The organism is Enterobacter sp. AC1 (assembly GCF_050434705.1).
Taxonomy (GTDB): Bacteria; Pseudomonadota; Gammaproteobacteria; order Enterobacterales; family Enterobacteriaceae; genus Enterobacter; species Enterobacter cloacae_L.
In genome coordinates this window covers 24,205-42,740 of record NZ_JBNDIZ010000002.1, presented here as the reverse complement: position 1 = coordinate 42,740, position 18,536 = coordinate 24,205, and the positions used below count along the sequence as shown (strand labels likewise).

The window sequence follows — 18,536 nt, the reverse complement described above, 5'->3', positions numbered from 1 at the left end:
TCCCCTTGTTGTTATGAGGGCAGTATTTCCGGCGAGGGAATTTTGATAAAGGAATAAAAAGGTATCGCTCATTCCGAATCGTTTTTAGAAAAAAACCGGCAAAGGATAGTTAAAAAGTGGGCTGTGGCTTTATTGCAATTTTGTTACATCGGTTACATAACCGCAGCCGCAGGATTGCCAGCCTGCCGGCAACGGGCATCATAGGTCAACGAATGAGCAAAAGGTGTCGAGATGATTAAAGTGGTGCTGGTGGACGATCACGTGGTGGTGCGTTCCGGTTTCGCCCAGCTGTTAAACCTGGAAGAGGATGTGATCGTTGAGGGCCAGTTTAGCAGCGCTGCGGAGGCGTGGCCCGCCCTGTCGCGCAACGATATCGACGTGGCGGTGATGGACGTCGCAATGCCGGACGAAAACGGCCTTAGCCTGCTCAAGCGCCTGCGCCAGCAGCGGCCGACGTTTCGCGCCATCATCCTGAGCATCTACGACACACCGGCCTTTGTGCAAAGCGCCCTCGACGCGGGTGCAAGCGGCTATCTGACCAAGCGCTGCGGCCCGGAGGAGCTGGTGCAGGCCGTGCGCGCCGTCGGCATGGGCGGGCATTACCTGTGCGCCGATGCGATAAAAGCGCTGCGCGGCGGCGAGCCGATGCCAAAAGCGCTTGAGGCGCTCACTCCGCGCGAGCGCGAAGTGTTTGAGCTGCTGGTGAAAGGCGAAAGCGTGAAGGAGATTGCCTATACGCTTTCGCTGAGCCATAAAACCGTTCACGTCCATCGTGCCAACGTGCTGGGCAAGCTTCAGTGCAGCAGTACCATCGACCTGGTGCACTTCGCGCTGGATAACCAACTGCTCACGGGCCACTGATGCGGCGCGCTGTCCGGCATCTGATCCTGTCCCTGTTCATTATGCTGGCATGGGGAACCGGCTGGCTGATGCTGTGGACGCTGAGCTTCTACCTTACCCACAACGGCCAGCAGGCGGTGCTGTTTCTGCCGCAGGGCGTGTGGCTGGCGCTGATGATTTTACTTTCACGCCGCTATTGGCCTGCATTAATTCTTCCCCCCCTTGCCGCCATTCTGTGGCTGCACGGTGAGCAGCTCCTCACGCGTTATCTGATGCTGGCCGTGCCGCTTATCGGCATCGTCAGCACCTGGCTGGCGCAGCGGTACTGGCATCGCTTCCCCCTCTACTGGCAGCGGCTGTCGACCCTGATTGCGGCGGTGACGGTGAATGCCCTGCTGCAAACCTTGCTCCTGTCGCCCTTTCTGGACAGCCCGGCCACGCTGCTTTTGCTCGGCTCCTTTACCGGCGGCGTACTGCTTACGCCGTTCGTCTATCTGGTCTTCGAATTTTTACGCCAGCAGCATCGTTACCATCTGCTGGGGCTGGACACCAGCAATCCGCCGCTGCGCACCTCGCTGATTATCTGGTGCAGCCTGTTTTTCATTATCGGCATCGGCACGCAGATGGTGCTTTCCCCGGCGCTGGAGCGGCTGCTGCTGATTGTCGTGTTCCTGCCCAACGTGGTGATGGCGTGGAAATTCGGCTGGCAGGGCGGTGTCCTTTCCGGGCTGCTCGGCAGCATGATGATCACCATTGCCCGCCAGGTGGGCGTCGGGTTTAGCGACCTTCTCGAACTGGAAATTTTTCTCTCTACCCAGTCGCTGCTGGGGATTGGCCTGGGGATCGCCATCAGCCGCCAGCAGCATCTGGCGATGAACCTCGAACGCTATCGCCACCGGCTTGAGAGTGAACTTCAGGCCAGACGGGCGCTGGCGGAAAAGCTGATCCATTCCGAAGAGGACACCCGCAAGCAGCTGGCGCGCGAGCTTCACGACGAAATCGGCCAGAACATCACCGCTATCCAGATCCAGTCTCAGCTGGTGAAGCGGGCGAGCGATACGCCGCTCGCCATTGAGGCCGCCGGACAGATCAACGACCTCGCGCGGCGTATTCACCACTCCACGCGCCAGCTGTTGCGCCAGCTCCGCCCACCCGTGCTCGACGAGCTGTCGCTCCAGGAGGCCCTGCACCATCTGGTCAACGAGTTCGCCTTTGCTGAACGCGGGATCCGCTGCCGTTTTGATTACCGGCTTCCCACGCCGCCGGAAAGCGAAACGCTGGTCTTTACCCTGTATCGCCTGCTCCAGGAGCTGCTCAACAACGTCTGCAAACACGCCAACGCCAGCGAAGTCACGATTCTGCTCTGCCAGCGTCACGCGCGGCTCTACCTTGAGGTGCACGATAACGGCAGCGGCATCAGCCCGCAGCAGCAGCCCGGCTTCGGCATTCAGGGCATGCGCGAACGCGTCTCGGCGCTCGGCGGCGAACTGACGCTGGAATCCCGTCTCGGGACGCGCGTAATTGTTAACCTGCCCACAAATTTGCAACAAACGCCGCGCTGACCAGGAAAAAGTCTTAGTCACTCCAGACTTTGTCTCATCCCATTTATGCCGCACTTCCCTACAGTCATCTCAAACGGAGAACGCCATGCACGCACTGTCTGCTGAAGAGGTTTCACAACGTTACCGGGCGCTGCGCCCCAGGCTGCTCCTTTGTATGGTGATTGGCTACGCCGCGTTTTACCTGACGCGAAAAAGCCTGAACACCGTTTTACCCGCGCTGCAGCTGGATTTGGGGCTCAGCAAGGGCGATATCGGGCTTATCGGCTCGCTGTTTTATCTCAGCTACGGGCTGTCCAAATTCGCCGCCGGGCTCTGGCACGACAGCCACGGACAGCGCGCCTTTATGGGCATCGGGCTGCTGGCAACGGGCGTGCTGAACGTGCTGTTCAGCTTTAGCGATGCGTTCCCGCTGCTGCTGTTTATCTGGACGCTGAACGGCTTCTTTCAGGGCTGGGGCTGGCCGCCCTGCGCCAGGCTGCTGACCCACTGGTATTCGCGCAACGAGCGCGGCTTCTGGTGGGGCTGCTGGAATACCTCCATCAATATCGGTGGCGCGATTATTCCGTTGATTTGCGCCGTTGCCGCCCACCGATGGGGCTGGCAGGCGGCGATGCTGACACCGGGGATCATCAGCATCGTGCTCGGCCTGTGGCTGACCACACAGCTGCGGGGCACACCGCAGGAAGAGGGTCTGCCCACGGTCGGGGAGTGGCGGAGCGATCCGCTGGAGCTGCGCCAGCAGCAGCAAAGCCCGCCGATGGGGCTATGGCAGATGTTGCGCACCACCATGCTGCAAAACCCGATGATCTGGCTGCTCGGGGCGTCGTATGTGCTGGTGTATCTCATCCGCATCGCCCTGAACGACTGGGGCAACATCTGGCTGGCAGAAAGCCACGGCGTGAACCTGCTCAGCGCCAACGCCACGGTGATGCTCTTCGAAGTGGGCGGCTTACTGGGCGCATTGTTTGCAGGATGGGGGTCAGACCTGCTGTTCAGCGGCCAGCGTGCGCCGATGATTTTGCTGTTCACGCTGGGGCTGATGGTGTCTGTCGCCGCGCTGTGGCTGGCACCGGTTCACCACTACGCCCTGCTGGCGATGTGCTTTTTTACGGTCGGATTTTTCGTCTTCGGTCCGCAGATGCTCATTGGCCTTGCCGCCGTTGAGTGTGGACACAAACAGGCGGCAGGCTCGATTACCGGCTTTCTGGGCGTATTTGCCTATCTGGGCGCATCCCTGGCCGGGTGGCCGCTGTCGCAGGTGATTGAACGCTACGGCTGGTCGGGGATGTTCAGTTTGCTCTCGATTGCCGCCGTCCTGATGGGTTTATTACTGATGCCCTTGCTGATGGCGGGCATCACCGCTTCTCGCAGTCACATAACGTCATAAAAAGGGCTGAATAATGAAAACAACGCTTCTCTCTACCCTCATTGCTTCCGGGATCGCGCTGGCTACCTTAACCGGTGCCGCACAGGCCAAAGGCCGTCTGGTGGTGTACTGCAGCGCCACCAACGAAATGTGCGAAGTCGAAACCAAAGCGTTCGGTGAAAAGTACGATGTTAAAACCTCGTTTATCCGCAACGGCTCCGGCAGCACGCTGGCGAAGGTGGATGCCGAGAAGAAAAACCCGCAGGCCGATGTCTGGTACGGCGGCACGCTGGATCCGCAGTCCCAGGCCGGTGAGATGGGGCTACTCCAGCCCTATAAATCGAAAAACCTGGAACAGATCATGGAGAAATTCCGCGATCCGGCCAAGGTGAAGGGCAACCTCTCCTCGGCGGTCTACGTCGGGATCTTAGGTTTTGGCGTCAACACCCAGCGCCTGAAAGAGAAAAACCTGCCGGTCCCCAAATGCTGGAAGGATCTGACCAAACCGGAATACAAGGGTGAGATCCAGATCGCCGATCCGCAAAGCTCCGGCACCGCCTATACCGCGCTGGCAACCTTCGTCCAGCTGTGGGGGGAAGACCAGGCCTTCGACTACCTGAAACAGCTGAACGGCAACGTGTCTCAGTACACCAAATCCGGCATTGCCCCGGCACGTAACGCCGCGCGCGGTGAAACCGCCATCGGCATCGGCTTCCTGCACGACTACTCCCTGGAAAAAGAGCAGGGTGCGCCGCTGGAGCTGATCTCTCCGTGCGAAGGCACCGGGTATGAAATTGGCGGCGTGAGCATTCTGAAGGGCGCGCGCAACGAAGAGAACGCGAAGCTGTTCGTGGACTGGGTGCTCTCGAAAGAAGCGCAGGAGCTGGCGTGGAAGAAGGGCAAGTCCTACCAAATCCTGACCAACACCACAGCGGAAACCTCGCCGAACTCGCTCAAGCTCGATGACCTCAAGCTCATCAGCTATGACATGGACAAGTACGGCTCCACGGACGTGCGTAAAGCGCTGATCAATAAATGGGTCAGCGACGTGAAGATGGGTAAATAAGCCCGCGAACAGTGGTCATCGCCCGGCTGCATTCCTTTGCCGGGCATCCAACACCCGGAAAACTTATGTCACAAACACTTGCTCTTCATCCCGCGAAAAAACGGGATGCGGTATTCCTGTGGGTTTTACTCGGCTGGCTGGCCTTTGCCCTGCTGCCGAGCTGGAGCCTTGATTACGGCCTGCTGGAATCTACCGGGGATGAGATCCTCGACGCCTACGGCTGGTCCCATTTCAACGTCAGCTGGCTGTGGTACCTGCTGCCGAGCCTGCTGCTGGTGCGCCCGTTTAACGAAGCAAAGCGCGAGCAGCGCAGCCGCCACTACCTTGACGCGGGCTGGGCGCTGCTGTGCATGGCGTTCGTGGTCATCAGCGCCACGGTGGAAGGACGCGGCTTAGGCTATGCCACCATCATGTTGTTTGTTGCCCTGGGCGCCATCATGACGCTGGCCCTTACCCGCCTGGAGTGGCTGGGCGGCGATCGCTTTGTCATCGGCTCGCTGATTACCATCGTGGCGCTGATCGGCATTTTTATCGTCTGGCCGAGCATCGCCATTTTCATTCCGATGTTCACCAACGACGCAGGTGAATTCGCCCCGCTGGCCTTTATGAACGTGCTGTCGCAGGCGCATATTATCCAGGTCATCATCAACTCGATTCTGCTGTCGATAGCCGTCGGGGTCGGCTGCACCTTCTTTGGCCTGGTGCTGGCGATTTACACCACGCGCATCGCTAAACGCAGCGCCATCATTGGACGTATCTTCTCGATTCTCCCCATCGTGACCCCGCCGTTTGTGGTGGGGTTGGGCGTTACGCTGATGATGGGGCGCTCTGGCTATATGACGGAGCTGATGGTGGACTGGTTTGGGTTAACCAATACCAACTGGCTGTACGGCTTCACCGGCATCTGGCTGGCGCAGGTGCTGGCCTTCACGCCGATGGCCTTTATGATCCTCGACGGCGCGATCAAAACCATCCACCCGTCGCTGGAAGAGGCCTCGTACACCCTGCGCGCCAGCCGCTGGCAGACCTTTAACGGCGTCTTCGTGCCGCTGCTGAAACCGGCGCTGGCGAATGCGTTCTTAATCGTGATTGTGCAGTCGCTGGCCGACTTCAGTAACCCGCTGGTGCTGGGCGGAAACTTCGACGTGCTGGCCACGCAAATCTACTTTTACATTACCGGCTCGCAGCTGGATTATCAGGCAGCGAGTACCCTCGGGGCTTTCCTGCTGCTGTTCTCGCTGCTGGTGTTCTGCATCCAGTACGTGTGGATCGGCAAGCGCTCCTACGTCACCGTGTCCGGTAAATCGTACCGCGGCGACGTGCAGCCGCTGCCCGTGACGCTGGTGTGGAGCGTGATCGCCCTGCTGACGGTGTGGATCGCCTTTAACGCCCTGCTCTACGGCAGCATTTTCTACGGGAGCTTTACCGTCAACTGGGGGGTGGATTACACCCTGACGCTGGATAACTTTATCAAGCTGTTCGGCCAGGGGATGAGCGACGGCGCGTGGCCTTCGCTGCTCGATACCCTGCTCTACGCCGGGATTGCCGCGCCGATCACCGCCGCCTTCGGCCTGCTGATTGCCTGGGTTGTGGTCCGCCAGCAGTTCCGGGGTAAAAAGACCATCGAGTTCACTACCATGCTGTGCTTTGCCGTGCCGGGTACCGTGGCGGGCGTGTCGTACATTCTGGCCTTTAACAGCGCGCCGGTGTACCTCACGGGCACCGCCGCCATCGTGATTATCTCCATGGTGATGCGTAACGTGCCGGTGGGGATTCGCGCCGGGATCGCGGGCTTAGGGCAGATCGACAAGTCGCTGGACGAGGCCTCGCTGAGCCTGCGTGCCGGAAGCCTGCGCACCATCACCCACATCCTGCTGCCGCTGCTGCGTCCGGCCATTTTATCGGCGCTGATTTACAGTTTTGTGCGCGCCATTACCACCGTCAGCGCCATTGTGTTCCTCGTCACGCCGGACACCCGCGTGGCAACGGCCTACATTCTGAACCGCGTGGAAGACGGCGAATACGGCGTGGCGATTGCCTACGGCTCGATCCTGATTGTGGTCATGCTGGCGATCATTTTCCTCTTTGACTGGCTGATCGGCGAGGCGCGTATCTCCCGTTCAAAAGCCAAAAACCAGGCGTAACACTATGACTGAGAAACATTTTGTTGAACTGCGCAACGTGACCAAACGCTTTGGCGCAAACACGGTAATTGAAAACATCAACCTGGCGATCCCGCAGGGACAAATGGTGACGCTGCTCGGCCCGTCCGGCTGCGGTAAAACCACCGTGCTGCGCCTGGTCGCCGGGCTGGAAAAACCGACCGAGGGACAGATTTATATCGATGGAGAGGATGTGACCCACCGCTCCATTCAGCAGCGCGATATCTGTATGGTGTTCCAGTCCTACGCGCTCTTCCCGCATATGTCGCTGGGCGAGAACGTGGGCTACGGTCTGAAGATGCTGGGCGTTTCGCGCGCAGAGATAAAAACGCGGGTCAAAGAAGCCCTGGCGATGGTTGATCTGGAGGGGTTTGAAGATCGCTATGTGGATCAGATTTCCGGCGGCCAGCAGCAGCGCGTGGCGCTGGCCCGCGCTCTGATCCTCAAACCCAAAGTGTTGCTGTTCGATGAACCGCTGAGCAACCTCGATGCGAACCTCAGGCGCAGCATGCGGGACAAAATCCGCGAGCTGCAAAAGCAGTTCAACATCACCTCGCTGTACGTGACGCACGATCAAAGCGAGGCGTTTGCGGTTTCCGACACCGTGCTGGTGATGAACAAGGGCAACATTATGCAGATTGGCTCGCCTCAGGATTTGTATCGGCAGCCGGCGTCTCGCTTTATGGCGAGTTTTATGGGGGATGCCAACCTCTTCCCGGCCCGCTTCAGCGAGGATGTCGTGGAAATCCACGGCTACCGTCTGCCGCGTCCGCTGCACTTTGCTAAGCAGGGCGAAGGCACCGTCGGCGTGCGGCCGGAGGCGATTACCCTCAGCCAGCACGGCGAGGCGAGCCAGCGCTGTACTATCCGCCACGTCGCCTATATGGGTCCGCAGTATGAGGTGATTGTCGACTGGCACGGACAGGAGATTTTACTGCAGGTTAACGCCACGCGCCTGCAGCCGGACGTGGGCGATGCGTACTATCTTGAGATCCACCCGTACGGGATGTTTGTACTGGCGGAAGCGGCATGATGTTTGCCGGGTGAGGCGCAGCCGCCACCCGGCAAAAGACTCAGCGCTGCGCGTTCAGCTCAGCAATATCTTTCGGCGTGGTGCGACAGCATCCGCCAATCAGCTTCGCTCCGGCCTCCAGCCACTGCGGCAGATATCCCGCCAGCGTCTCGCACGCTTCGCCGTGGTGGTGCCAGGTTTTGGTTACCGCGTCATAGTGCTCGCCCGAATTCGGATAGACCACCAGCGGCAGCGCGGTCAGGCTTTGCAGGTGTTTCAGCGCAGCGGTGGTGTTTTCCAGCGCAATGCAGTTAATGCCCAGCGCCACGATCTGCGGATAGTGTGCCAGCGCGTCGACCACTTCTTTCAGCGGCGTACCGTCGCTAAGGTGCTGACCGTCTCGTAAGGTAAACGAGAACCACGCCCGGGCGCGGGGATATTCAGACAGCAACGCCGCCAGCGCCTTAATCTCCTCAAAGGACGGTAGGGTTTCGCAGGCCAGCAGGTCAGCGCCCGCATCCAGCAGCGCTTCCACTCGAGGACGATGGAAGGTGGTGAATTCTTGCGCACTGCGCACGTAGTCGCCGCGATACTCTGAGCCATCCGCCAGATACGCGCCGTACGGCCCCACGGAGCCGGCAACCAGCAGCGTGCCCGCATGCGGATTTTCGGCCAGATACGCTTCGCGCGCCTTACGCGCCAGCTCCACGCTTTTACCAATCAGCACGCGGGACTGCGCCTCGTCCAGACCGCGCGCGGAAAAGCCCGCAGGCGTCGCCTGATAGCTGGCGGTGATGGCCACCTGCGCGCCAGCCCGGTAGTAGTCCAGATGCACTTCGCGGATAAGATCCGGGTTTTCAACCAGCACTTTGGCAGACCAGAGGCTGTCTGCCAGGTTACAGCCGCGCGCTTCCAGCTCCGTTGCCATCGCGCCATCCAGCACTACGAACGGCTGTTTTTCGAGGATGGCGGTAAGTGGATTATTCTGCGACATGTTCAGGCTCCTGCGATGTCATATTTCGGGTCAGGTAGTAGGCACCATAGCACAGGGCAACAAACGGAAGCCCGCAATAAAGGGCAATGCGCTGGCTCGGGTCAAACCACAGGCCAACACAGGCCACCACGCAGAGGATAAAACCGAGCACGGGCACCAGCGGATACCACGGCGCACGATACTGCAGCGCAGAGAGCGGCTGGCCGGACTGCAGATGACGACGACGGAAAACAAAGTGCGACGCGCAGATGCTGATCCACACCGCCACCACGGCAAAGCCAGAAATTGCCGAGAGCGCAACGAACACGGTGTCCGGAGCCACGACGCTTGAGAACAGCGCCAGCACGCCACCGAGCATGGAAACCGAAAGCGCCGTCAGCGGCACGCCGTTTTTGTTCACCCGGGCAAAGCAGCGCGGCAGCGTTTTCTCATTCGAGAGCGACCACAGCATGCGTCCAGACGCGTACAGACCGGAGTTCGCCGCCGAGAGGATCGCCGTCAGGATCACAAAGTTAAAGATATCTGCCGCGTAAGGAATACCGACCTTTTCGAACACCAGCACGAACGGGCTTTTTTCTACCCCGGCCTGCTGCATCGGGATCAGCGCCGCCAGTACAAACACGGTGCCGATAAAGAAGATAATCAGCCGCGCAATGGTGGTACGGATAGCGACCGGAATCACCTTATGCGGGTTTTCGGTTTCACCCGCCGCGATACCGATGAGCTCGGTCCCGGAGAAGGCAAAGTTCACCGCCACCATGGTCATCAGGATCGGCAGGCCGCCGTGCGGGAACCAGCCTTCGGCGGTGATATTACTTAATCCCGGCGCGGGTGCACCGTCCTGCATCGGGATAAAGCCAAAGATCGCCGCCCCGCCGAGAATAATAAAGGCGATGATGGTGACAACTTTCACCAGCGAGAACCAGAACTCACCTTCAGCAAAGAAGCGCGTGGAGATGACGTTAAGGCCAAAAATCACCGCGCAGAAGACCACGCACCAGGCCCAGACGGGCACCTGCGGGAACCAGTACTGCATGCAGAACCCGGCGGCGGTAAAGCTCGACCCAAGCGCCACCGTCCAGGTGAGCCAGTAGAGCCACGCCACGGTGTAGCCCGTGGCCGGGCCAAGATAGCGGGCGGCGTAGACGTGGAACGCGCCGGTTTCCGGCATCGCCACGGAAAGCTCGCCCAGACACTGCATCACCAGCCAGACCACCAGCGCGCCAATCAGGTACGCCAGCAGCGTGCCCGCAGCCCCGGTCGTCGAAATGATATAACCCGTATTGAAAAATAACCCTGTCCCAATCACGCCGCCCAGCGAGAGCATAATCAGGTGGCGTGTTTTCATGGTGCGCTTAAGCTGTCCATTTTCTTGTTGTGTTTGCATATTACCTTCTATACGTATGGACATCTAAACATCCAAAGAAGGTGTGTTATACCGCGATTGTTAATAAAAAGCTAGATGACCAGACGCAAACGGGCGCGCCGCGCGCTGAGTCTGGGGTGGGTTGTGAGGATCACATACAGAATAGGACGCCAGGCCATAAGCACCTCCGCAAGCAGATACTTACAGCATGGTGCGGCCGACGTCGATCCTGAGTCAGACAAAAGTCGTATCTTTTCCCTACCAGCTAAACCCTCTGCATGCCTCGCGCAGGCGAATTAAAAACTGGCGCGCGTTAGTGGTCATCGCCGATTTCTGCGACCACACCGCGCAATACTGAGCCGACGGCAGCTGGGCGATGGGCAGCGCGACCAGCTTGTCATCAAGCTGCAGCGGCTGACACATTGCCCGAGCGACCACCGTCAGATAGTCCGCGTTGAGCACCATACTCAGGCCGGTGATAACAGAATCCGTACGCAGCGGCGTCACGTCGACCTGTCGGTAAAAATGGCTGAGCTCGTTTTGCAGCTGCTGGTAGTAACCCATTGATGACTCCGGCAGCAGCCATTTAGCCTGACGTAGCGCCATCAGATCGCGTGCGTCAGCCAGCGGATGTCCTTTGCGCGCGACGATACAAAACGGCGAGGTGAACAGAGGTTCGATCATCACCCCTTCTGGCGGCGCCATCGGATCGACAGAACCGATGGCGATGTCAATTTCACCGTTGCGCACGCCGGGTAACAGCGAGGATAGCTGTCCTTCTTTTACCGTCAGCAGCACCTGCGGCAGCGTCTCTTTAAACGCTTCGGCCACATCGGGAAACACCGTCAGCGCAATCAGTGACGAGAACCCCACGGTCAGCCGTCCGTGGGTGTAATGGTTAATCTGTTCCACTTCATCTGCCGCACGGCGCAACTCTTCCAGCACCCACTCCGCGCGTTGGGAAAAGGCCATTCCCGCCTCGGTCAGGGCGATGCCCTCTTTGCTGCGCAATAAAAGTTGCGTGCCTAAAGTTTGCTCAAGCTCACGCAATGTTCGGCTCAACCCGGGCTGAGAAACGCCCAGCTCGCGCGCGGCTGAACGAATACTGCCGCTGCGTGCCACCTGACGAAAGGCCTGAAGATGCCCAAGCTTTGGCAAATATCTCATCACTCACCCTATAACAAAAAAGCATCACCTATAGAAAAATTATATCTTCCCGAGCCTCAGGTAAACCCCTAGATTCGGAGAGCACACCACACTCCTCATCACACTCTGACGTCAGGCGGAAAATAAAATGAAAAGCCAGTCACAGATGATTTTTTTGCTTTTTGTCGGCTATGTCGTGGTCTATATCGATAAAACCGTCATGGGGTTCGCCCTGCTGCCTATCGAAAAAGAGTTCGGCCTCACCAGCGCGGAGCTGGGCTACATCACCGGCATTTTCTTCCTGGCCTACTCTCTCTTTCAGGTGCCTGCGGGCTGGCTGAACGACAGGCTCGGCTATAAAACCATGCTGATCCTCTCCCTGTGCGCGCTCGGGATCTTCGCCCTGTGCTTCGGTGCGCTGGGCATGAGCTTTGGCCTGCTGCTGCTGTTTCGCTTTCTCTCCGGGGTGGGGCATTCCGGCTACCCGTGCTCTTGCGCGAAAGCGGTGGTCAGCAATTTCTCGCTGGAAAAACGCACCTTTGCGCAATCGGTTTTGCTTTCCTCCGCCGGGCTGGCAATGACCGTGGGGCCCATTGTGGCCGTCTCTGCGCTGGAGCACCTGGGCTGGCACGCGTCGTTTGTGGCGCTGGGGATAGTAGCCTGTGCCATCGCCGTGCTGATCGCCGTGCGCGTGCCCTATCAGAAACCTGCGCCGCGCCAGCAGTCAGGTGAGCAAAACGGCGCCCTGTGGCGTAACCCGACGGTGGTGCTACTCTTTGTCTCTGTGTTCTGTATCAATATTCCCAGCTACGGCCTGATGGCCTGGCTGCCAAAATTCTTCGTCCAGAGCAGGGGGATGCCGCTGGAAATTTCCGGCTATATCGTCGCCGTCGGCGGCGCGGGGATTTGGCTCTCGTCCTTGTGCACCGGCTGGATCGTCGGGAAATATTTCCACAACCGCGAGCCGCAGGTGATTTTGATCTGCGCGCTGATCGGTGCTGCCGCCATTTTCGGCATCTTCCATACCGCCACGGCACTGACGGCCAGCATCCTGCTGTTCGTGGGGGAGATCTTCCTGATGGCAACCTTTGTAACCGCCTTTACCCTGCCGATGAAACGCCTTCCGGAGAACATTATGGGTTCGGCTATCGGCCTGATAAACACCGGCGGAACGCTGGGAGGCTTCGTTTCGCCTGTCGTAATTGGCTATCTTGTCGGGAAAAGCCACAGCTACGAAAGCGCGTTTATTTTCCTGTCACTGGCAATGGTCTGCGCGGGTGCGGCGATAGTACCGCTGATAAAAAAACCTGTGGCCACGCTGCCGGTGACTGACTGAAGGAGACCGTCATGAAAAGTACCACTGAAAACCTTATCCGCGACGTTAATGAAGAGGTGATCCGCTGGCGCAGGCATATTCACGCCAACCCGGACCTCTCGTTTCAGGAAAAACCCACCGCTGATTTTATTGCCCGCGAGCTGGGGAATCTGCCGGAGCTGGCGATAAGCCGCCCGCTGGAGAACAGCGTAGTAGCCGTACTGCAGGGCGAAAAGCCCGGCCCAACGTGGGCGCTGCGGGCCGATATCGACGCGCTACCGCTTCAGGAAGAGAGTGGAGAGTCATTTAGCTCTACCCGGCCCGGCGTGATGCACGCCTGCGGTCACGATGCCCACACCGCCATGTTGATGGGGGCAGCGAAAGTGCTCTGCCATCTGCGCAGCCAGCTTTGCGGCAGCATTAAGTTTATCTTCCAGCCTGCCGAAGAGGTGCCGCCGGGCGGCGCACGCGAGCTGGTGGAGAAAGGCGTCGTTGACGACGTCGAAAAGATTTTCGGCCTGCACGTCTTCCCGAACAGCCCTACTGGACAAATCACGCTGAAAGAGGGCGTTTACGTCGCCTCCAGCGATAACTTTGACATCACTATTTTTGGGCAGGGCGGCCACGGCTCAATGCCGCAGTTCTGTATCGATCCGGTGGTAATCGGCGCTGAAGTGGTTACCGCACTGCAAAACGTGGTCGCACGTAATCTTGACCCGATCAACGCCCCGGTGCTGACCATTGCCACCTTCCAGGCCGGTGATAGCTATAACGTCATTCCGGACAGCGCCCGTCTGGCAGGAACGGTGCGAACCCATAATCAGCAGGTTCGTGAACAGGTTCCCCGGCTGATGCAGCGTATTGTTGAAGGCGTAGTGAGCGCCCACGGGGCGCGCTGTGAGATCCGCTGGCAGCAGGGTTATGCCGTCGGAAATAACCATGCCGACACCAACGCCATCGCCAAAAAAGCCATTGCGGAGCACTTTGGTGACGGGACGCTGCAGCTGGCCGATCGCGCGCTATTCGGCAGCGAAGATTTCTCATCCTATCAGGAGAAAATTCCCGGCTCGTTCCTGTTTATCGGCTGCGGCAACGAGGAAAAAGGTGCGGTATGGAACGTCCATAACCCACACTTCCGCATTGATGAAGCCGCGCTGGCCGTGGGCGTTAAGGCACATATTGCGCTGGTAAGCGCGTTATTTGAGGCGATGTAACGCCTCACCAACCATTGCACCTTATCCGGTGCAATGGTTGGTAATTCTCACAATCAGTTCTATAGTCGTCACAGTTTCTTAGTAACCAGGACTGACTGATGCGCTTTAACGGACTGACCAAAGGTTTCTTCATTTTTATTCTCGCCCTTGTGACCTGGGCCTTCTTCGACGTGCTCTCGCCCTACTTCTCCGCGATACTCTGGGCCGCGATTCTGACCGTCATTTTTAACCCGGTAAAAAACAAGCTGCGCACCGCGCTGGGGGAGCGCAACGGGCTTGCCTCTCTGTTGACCATCGGCATTATCTGCCTGATCGTCTTTATCCCGCTGATGGTGATCCTCTCCTCGCTCGCCATTGAGCTGAACGTGGTTTACACCAAACTGCAGGAGAACAATACCCAGTTTCCGGAAGTGGTGGCGAGCATCTTCAACCACCTTCCAGGCTGGGCCAGCGGCTTCCTGGCGGATCACAACCTGACCAACGCCGCGCAGATCCAGAAAAAACTCTCCGATGTCGCCCTGCAGGGCGGGCAATATCTCGCCGGCAGCGCGTTTCTGATTGGCAAGGGTACGTTTGGCTTTGCGATTAGCTTCGGCATCATGCTTTATCTGCTGTTCTTCCTGCTGAAAGACGGCCCGTATCTGGTGCGCCAGATCCTCGACTCCCTGCCGCTGTCTGATTTCGCCAAGCAGCACCTGTTCGCTAAATTCGTCGGCGTGTCGCGCGCCACGGTAAAAGGAACGGCGGCGGTAGCCGTGGTTCAGGGCATACTCGGCGGAATTGCGTTTGCTATTGTGGGCATTGACGGCAGCGTGCTCTGGGGCGCGCTGATGGCGTTCCTCTCCCTGGTGCCCGCCATCGGCTCGGCGATTGTCTGGGTGCCCGCCGCTATCTTCCTGTTCGCCACGCATCAGATCTGGCAAGGGCTGTTTATTGTCGGCTTCTTCGTGATCGTCGTCGGGCTGGTGGACAACATCCTGCGCCCGCTGCTGGTGGGGAAAGACACCAAAATGCCGGACTACCTGATTCTGATCTCCACCCTCGGCGGTATGGAGCTGTACGGCATTAACGGCTTTGTCATTGGGCCGCTGATTGCCGCGCTGTTTATCGCCTGCTGGAACCTCTTCTCCGGGCGCGATCACGAAGGTAACGCCGAAGAACTGGACGCGGATTTCATCGAAGAAGGAAAAAATCCTCCAGATTTGTAGGGATGTGACGATAAAGACCACACCAGGCGGCACTGTGCCGCCTTTTTTTTCACCTTAAATCAAACGTTTTCTATAATTTGAAGAACGCCATCCTACTCATGCCGTAAAAGGATCATCTGGTGCGAATCGCGACGATAACCAACTGGGCCTATGGTGCCACGGTCTGCCTGACCATCGCCTCCGGCATCATCATGCTGATGGCGTCCAATGCCGATACCATAGAGCGTCAGGCCGTTGAACAACGGCAGAAATTTGATCAGCTCACGGAAGATATCGAAACCGATATCTGGGCGCAGTCTGATTTAGCACGGCTGTACGTCATTAAAAAAGATCCGCAGATTCTCAAGGAATATACCCAGGCAGAAAAAAGCCTGAAGAGCATCGAGCTTCGGCTGGAAAAGTTGCAGGATAACGGCGCATCGGATGAAGAACTGTCCCTGCTGCATGAAGGGGTAAAAATCGTCGATGAGCTGCAGGACGAACAGCAAACTGCACTGAACAGCCTTGAGCAAGGCGAAGACGCTCAGGCCGTTGCCCTGCTCTATGGCGCCCCGTATGAGCAGGAGCTGGAGCGCGCGCAGAACCAGATCGATCACTTTCGCCAGTTACTCGACAAACGCGTCATCGCCTCCGTTGAGGAGGCAACAAAAAAATCGAAAGCGCTGCGTACCGCCTCTGAGCTGACGGTCGGCCTGACCGCCCTGCTGTTCCTGTTTGTTCTCGGCTTTATATTAAAACGCCGCGTGCTGCGTCCCGTGGTGCGCCTGAGCGACGTGGTGCACCGCCTGGCGTCACAGGATTACGCGGTTGAAACGCCCAATTTCAACCAGATTGATGAGATCGGTGATATGGCACAGGCCATCAGCATCTTCCGTGAAAACGGCCTTGCGCGACAGCGTCTGGAAAGAGAGCGTGATGCCGACTGGGCCATCCGCGAGCTGCTGGCGCGCATGACCCAGCGGCTTCAGGGGTGTGAAAACTTTAACGATGTGATTAACGTGGCAGAGCTGTTTGCCCCCAACATCGCGCCGGGGATAGCGGGCCGCCTCTACATTCTTGACCGCGATCCGTGGCAGATGCGCTGCGTCGCACACTGGCTTTCACCGGTGGGTGACGAGACGACGTTCCATCCGGACGAGTGCTGGGCCGTACGTCGCGGGCAGAGCCACCCGCCGGTAAACGGTGAGCCGGATATCGCCTGTTACCATCTTCCCGGATCACAGGCGGAAACCGCGCTGTGCGTGCCGCTTATCGCCCAGGGCGAGGCCATTGGCCTGCTCTCCTTCCAGAATATCACGGCTGACAATGCCCCTTCCCGCGCGTACCTTGAACTGATGGCCGAAGCGCTCGGGCTGGCCTTGGCCAACCAGCGTCTGCGCGACGCGTTGCTGGAAAAAGCCTTGTTTGACCCGCTCACCGGCCTGCGTAATCGTCATCATCTGGAAGATACTCTGCAAACCCAAACGGCACAGGCTATGCGCAGCGGCGAGCCGTTAAGCTGCATGATGATCGATATCGATCACTTCAAGAGCATTAATGACCGGTTCGGCCACGAAGCGGGCGACCTTGTTATCAAAACCGTGGCGTCGATTGTTCAGCGGGCCGCACATGATAACGGGCTGGCGTTCCGCTACGGGGGCGAAGAATTTCTGGTTCTGCTTTCCGGTGCCGATGAAGCAGCGGCATACGCCTGCGCGCAGAAGATTTACACCGGCGTGCATGAGCTGTCGATTCGCTACGGCCTGACCGAGATAGGGCCGGTAGATGTGTCGATTGGCATTGCCAGCTACCCGCAACATGCCCAGACTGACAACCTGCTGCGTGCCGCGGATGTGGCTTTATATCGGGCGAAAGAGCTGGGCCGGGCGCGGATTGTAAGTTTTGGAATGCTGGAGGCGGGTTAGCTATTATTTTCGCGCCACTGCTTTACCATCTCATCCGTCACTTCATTTTTATAACAAACCGGCGCATAGCCTCCTGCTTTGCTCCATGCGCTGCGTCTTCCGCAGGCGCTTCCGTTCCTGGCCCGGTTAAAAGGACAGGCGCATACCCCCGGATAAGATGCAATCGACTCTGCAATAACATTCTCTTTAACCTGCTCACTGGAAACTGAACTGTTTTTTGCCATGGCAATGTCCGCGGTAAAAAAACAGCACACAGCGAAAAGCACCATCAAGGATGGTCTTTTTTTCATTTTTTTGACTCGTTTTAAGGAAGGGGCCTGCACACGATAAGCGGCGAAAAATAGAGATATAATGATTCAAGTCAATGGTTATACATTTGAAAAAGACAAATTTAGCTGTGATAAATTTAATAAAGAAAAAACGACCACTGTTTCCTCTCTGCGAATTAAAGAATATCCGGTACAAATCGAGGCACACGTCGCCAGGCATCATTACTAAAAGAATGATAGCACGGCAACCGTGCGGACAACGTATCGCACGCCCACTGGGGCCTTCATCGGCATGTCCTGTCCTGACGTTTAGTCACTAAAAAAAATGATTTTCATCACAGATAAAACTGTGATGCGTAAAACGACAATCCGTAAAAACGATCGTTTTTTAAACGGCTGGGGAGCTAGTTCAAGTAACCTAAGCGGATTTCAAAAAAAGAACCGCAGACAGACAATCAGAACCAGTAGATTCATAATGACGCAACCCATTGATTATAATGAGTTTAAATACAACCACCCTTTAAAAACCATAGCGTTCCAACAAAATATATAAACTAGTAGGATTACTAAATTATAATTCTTATACTTCTGTTAAAAAGTGGAGGCCAAAATGCGATTAACCCTACTGCTGTTATGCTGTCTGGTACCTGGTGTAACCTGGGCCGGCGACTTGCCAAAACCAGTTGGTAAACCCATTTTAACGATTTACGGTAATATAGAAAATACCAATGAAAATGGAAAAGCAGTGTTTGATCTCGCCAGCCTTGAAAAACTGGGTGTAGTGAGTTTCGAGACGACCTCCCCCTGGTATAATGGACGTACTAAGTTTGAGGGTGTTCCCATGAGCAAACTCATTGATTATGTGGGTGCGAAGGGTTCTAACGTGAACGTTATTGCGCTCAATGATTATTCCACAATCATCCCTCTTAGCGATTTCAAAAAATACAACGCCATCCTTGCCTTAAAGGTTAATGGCGAATATATGCGCATCCGCGATAAAGGTCCATCATTCATTGTATACCCCTATGATAGTCTTCCAGAGTTGAATAATCAGATTTATTACTCGCGATCAGCATGGCAGGTTAGCAAAATGAAGATTGAGTAGCAGTTCA

The 18,536-nt window shown here is 57.3% G+C and carries 15 protein-coding genes; 11 read left to right on the top strand and 4 right to left on the bottom strand.

Annotated features, from left to right (window positions below; all coding sequences use genetic code 11):
- The first annotated feature begins 231 nt into the window (after nucleotides 1–231).
- The 6 genes from M2433_RS05065 to fbpC all read left to right on the top strand — a co-directional run bounded on the left by M2433_RS05065 (nucleotide 232) and on the right by fbpC (nucleotide 8,029).
- Complete coding sequence (locus tag M2433_RS05065; protein ID WP_023616519.1) at nucleotides 232–861, top strand: response regulator transcription factor; 630 nt, start codon at nucleotides 232–234, stop codon at nucleotides 859–861.
- On the top strand, nucleotides 861–2,402 hold the full coding sequence (locus M2433_RS05060) for an MASE1 domain-containing sensor histidine kinase (RefSeq protein WP_429053757.1): 1,542 nt from the start codon (nucleotides 861–863) through the stop codon (nucleotides 2,400–2,402). The genes M2433_RS05065 and M2433_RS05060 overlap by 1 nt, the downstream gene beginning before the upstream one ends.
- A gap of 85 nt (nucleotides 2,403–2,487) precedes the next feature.
- Nucleotides 2,488–3,789 carry an MFS transporter family glucose-6-phosphate receptor UhpC gene (uhpC, locus tag M2433_RS05055; protein WP_033487711.1) on the top strand — a complete coding sequence of 434 codons (1,302 nt, stop codon included), beginning with the start codon at nucleotides 2,488–2,490 and terminating at the stop codon, nucleotides 3,787–3,789.
- 13 nt (nucleotides 3,790–3,802) lie between these two features.
- Nucleotides 3,803–4,834: an ABC transporter substrate-binding protein gene (locus M2433_RS05050; protein ID WP_033487712.1), complete on the top strand. Its 1,032-nt coding sequence runs from the start codon at nucleotides 3,803–3,805 to the stop codon at nucleotides 4,832–4,834.
- Between the two features lie 65 nt (nucleotides 4,835–4,899).
- On the top strand, nucleotides 4,900–6,978 hold the full coding sequence (locus M2433_RS05045; RefSeq protein WP_429053758.1) for an ABC transporter permease: 2,079 nt from the start codon (nucleotides 4,900–4,902) through the stop codon (nucleotides 6,976–6,978).
- 4 nt (nucleotides 6,979–6,982) lie between these two features.
- Nucleotides 6,983–8,029: a ferric ABC transporter ATP-binding protein gene (gene fbpC, locus M2433_RS05040; RefSeq protein ID WP_429053760.1), complete on the top strand. Its 1,047-nt coding sequence runs from the start codon at nucleotides 6,983–6,985 to the stop codon at nucleotides 8,027–8,029.
- A gap of 40 nt (nucleotides 8,030–8,069) precedes the next feature.
- On the opposite strand, the gene mmuM is transcribed toward fbpC, so the two are convergent.
- The 3 genes from mmuM to M2433_RS05025 form a co-directional block, all read right to left on the bottom strand.
- Nucleotides 8,070–9,002 carry a homocysteine S-methyltransferase gene (mmuM, locus tag M2433_RS05035; protein WP_429053762.1) on the bottom strand — a complete coding sequence of 311 codons (933 nt, stop codon included), beginning with the start codon at nucleotides 9,000–9,002 and terminating at the stop codon, nucleotides 8,070–8,072.
- Nucleotides 8,989–10,389, bottom strand: coding sequence for an S-methylmethionine permease (mmuP, locus tag M2433_RS05030; RefSeq protein ID WP_429053764.1), 1,401 nt, complete (start codon nucleotides 10,387–10,389; stop codon nucleotides 8,989–8,991). Before mmuP ends, mmuM begins: the two co-directional genes overlap by 14 nt.
- 237 nt (nucleotides 10,390–10,626) lie before the next feature.
- The gene (locus M2433_RS05025) at nucleotides 10,627–11,535 is read right to left on the bottom strand and encodes a LysR substrate-binding domain-containing protein (protein WP_023334651.1); all 909 of its coding nucleotides are present in this window, start codon (nucleotides 11,533–11,535) and stop codon (nucleotides 10,627–10,629) included.
- Nucleotides 11,536–11,662: 127 nt separating this feature from the next.
- Here M2433_RS05025 and M2433_RS05020 point away from each other — a divergent pair, with 127 nt between their 5' ends.
- The 4 genes from M2433_RS05020 (at nucleotide 11,663) to M2433_RS05005 (ending at nucleotide 17,155) form a co-directional block, all read left to right on the top strand.
- Nucleotides 11,663–12,850 (top strand): MFS transporter, encoded by a 1,188-nt coding sequence (locus tag M2433_RS05020; protein WP_429053765.1) that lies wholly within the window; start codon nucleotides 11,663–11,665, stop codon nucleotides 12,848–12,850.
- Nucleotides 12,851–12,861: 11 nt separating this feature from the next.
- Nucleotides 12,862–14,043, top strand: a complete 1,182-nt coding sequence (locus M2433_RS05015; protein WP_429053767.1) for an amidohydrolase — start codon at nucleotides 12,862–12,864, stop codon at nucleotides 14,041–14,043.
- Nucleotides 14,044–14,141: 98 nt separating this feature from the next.
- Nucleotides 14,142–15,251 (top strand): AI-2E family transporter, encoded by a 1,110-nt coding sequence (locus tag M2433_RS05010; protein ID WP_059310475.1) that lies wholly within the window; start codon nucleotides 14,142–14,144, stop codon nucleotides 15,249–15,251.
- A 119-nt stretch (nucleotides 15,252–15,370) separates the two neighbouring features.
- Nucleotides 15,371–17,155: a diguanylate cyclase gene (locus M2433_RS05005; protein ID WP_429053769.1), complete on the top strand. Its 1,785-nt coding sequence runs from the start codon at nucleotides 15,371–15,373 to the stop codon at nucleotides 17,153–17,155.
- Here the strand turns inward: M2433_RS05005 and M2433_RS05000 are convergent.
- Nucleotides 17,152–17,445 carry a hypothetical protein gene (locus M2433_RS05000; protein ID WP_429053772.1) on the bottom strand — a complete coding sequence of 98 codons (294 nt, stop codon included), beginning with the start codon at nucleotides 17,443–17,445 and terminating at the stop codon, nucleotides 17,152–17,154. The two genes, M2433_RS05005 and M2433_RS05000, sit on opposite strands and share 4 nt — an antisense overlap.
- A 589-nt stretch (nucleotides 17,446–18,034) precedes the next feature.
- On the opposite strand from M2433_RS05000, the gene M2433_RS04995 reads away from it, so the two are divergent.
- On the top strand, nucleotides 18,035–18,529 hold the full coding sequence (locus M2433_RS04995; protein ID WP_429053773.1) for a molybdopterin-dependent oxidoreductase: 495 nt from the start codon (nucleotides 18,035–18,037) through the stop codon (nucleotides 18,527–18,529).
- Nucleotides 18,530–18,536: the final 7 nt, after the last annotated feature.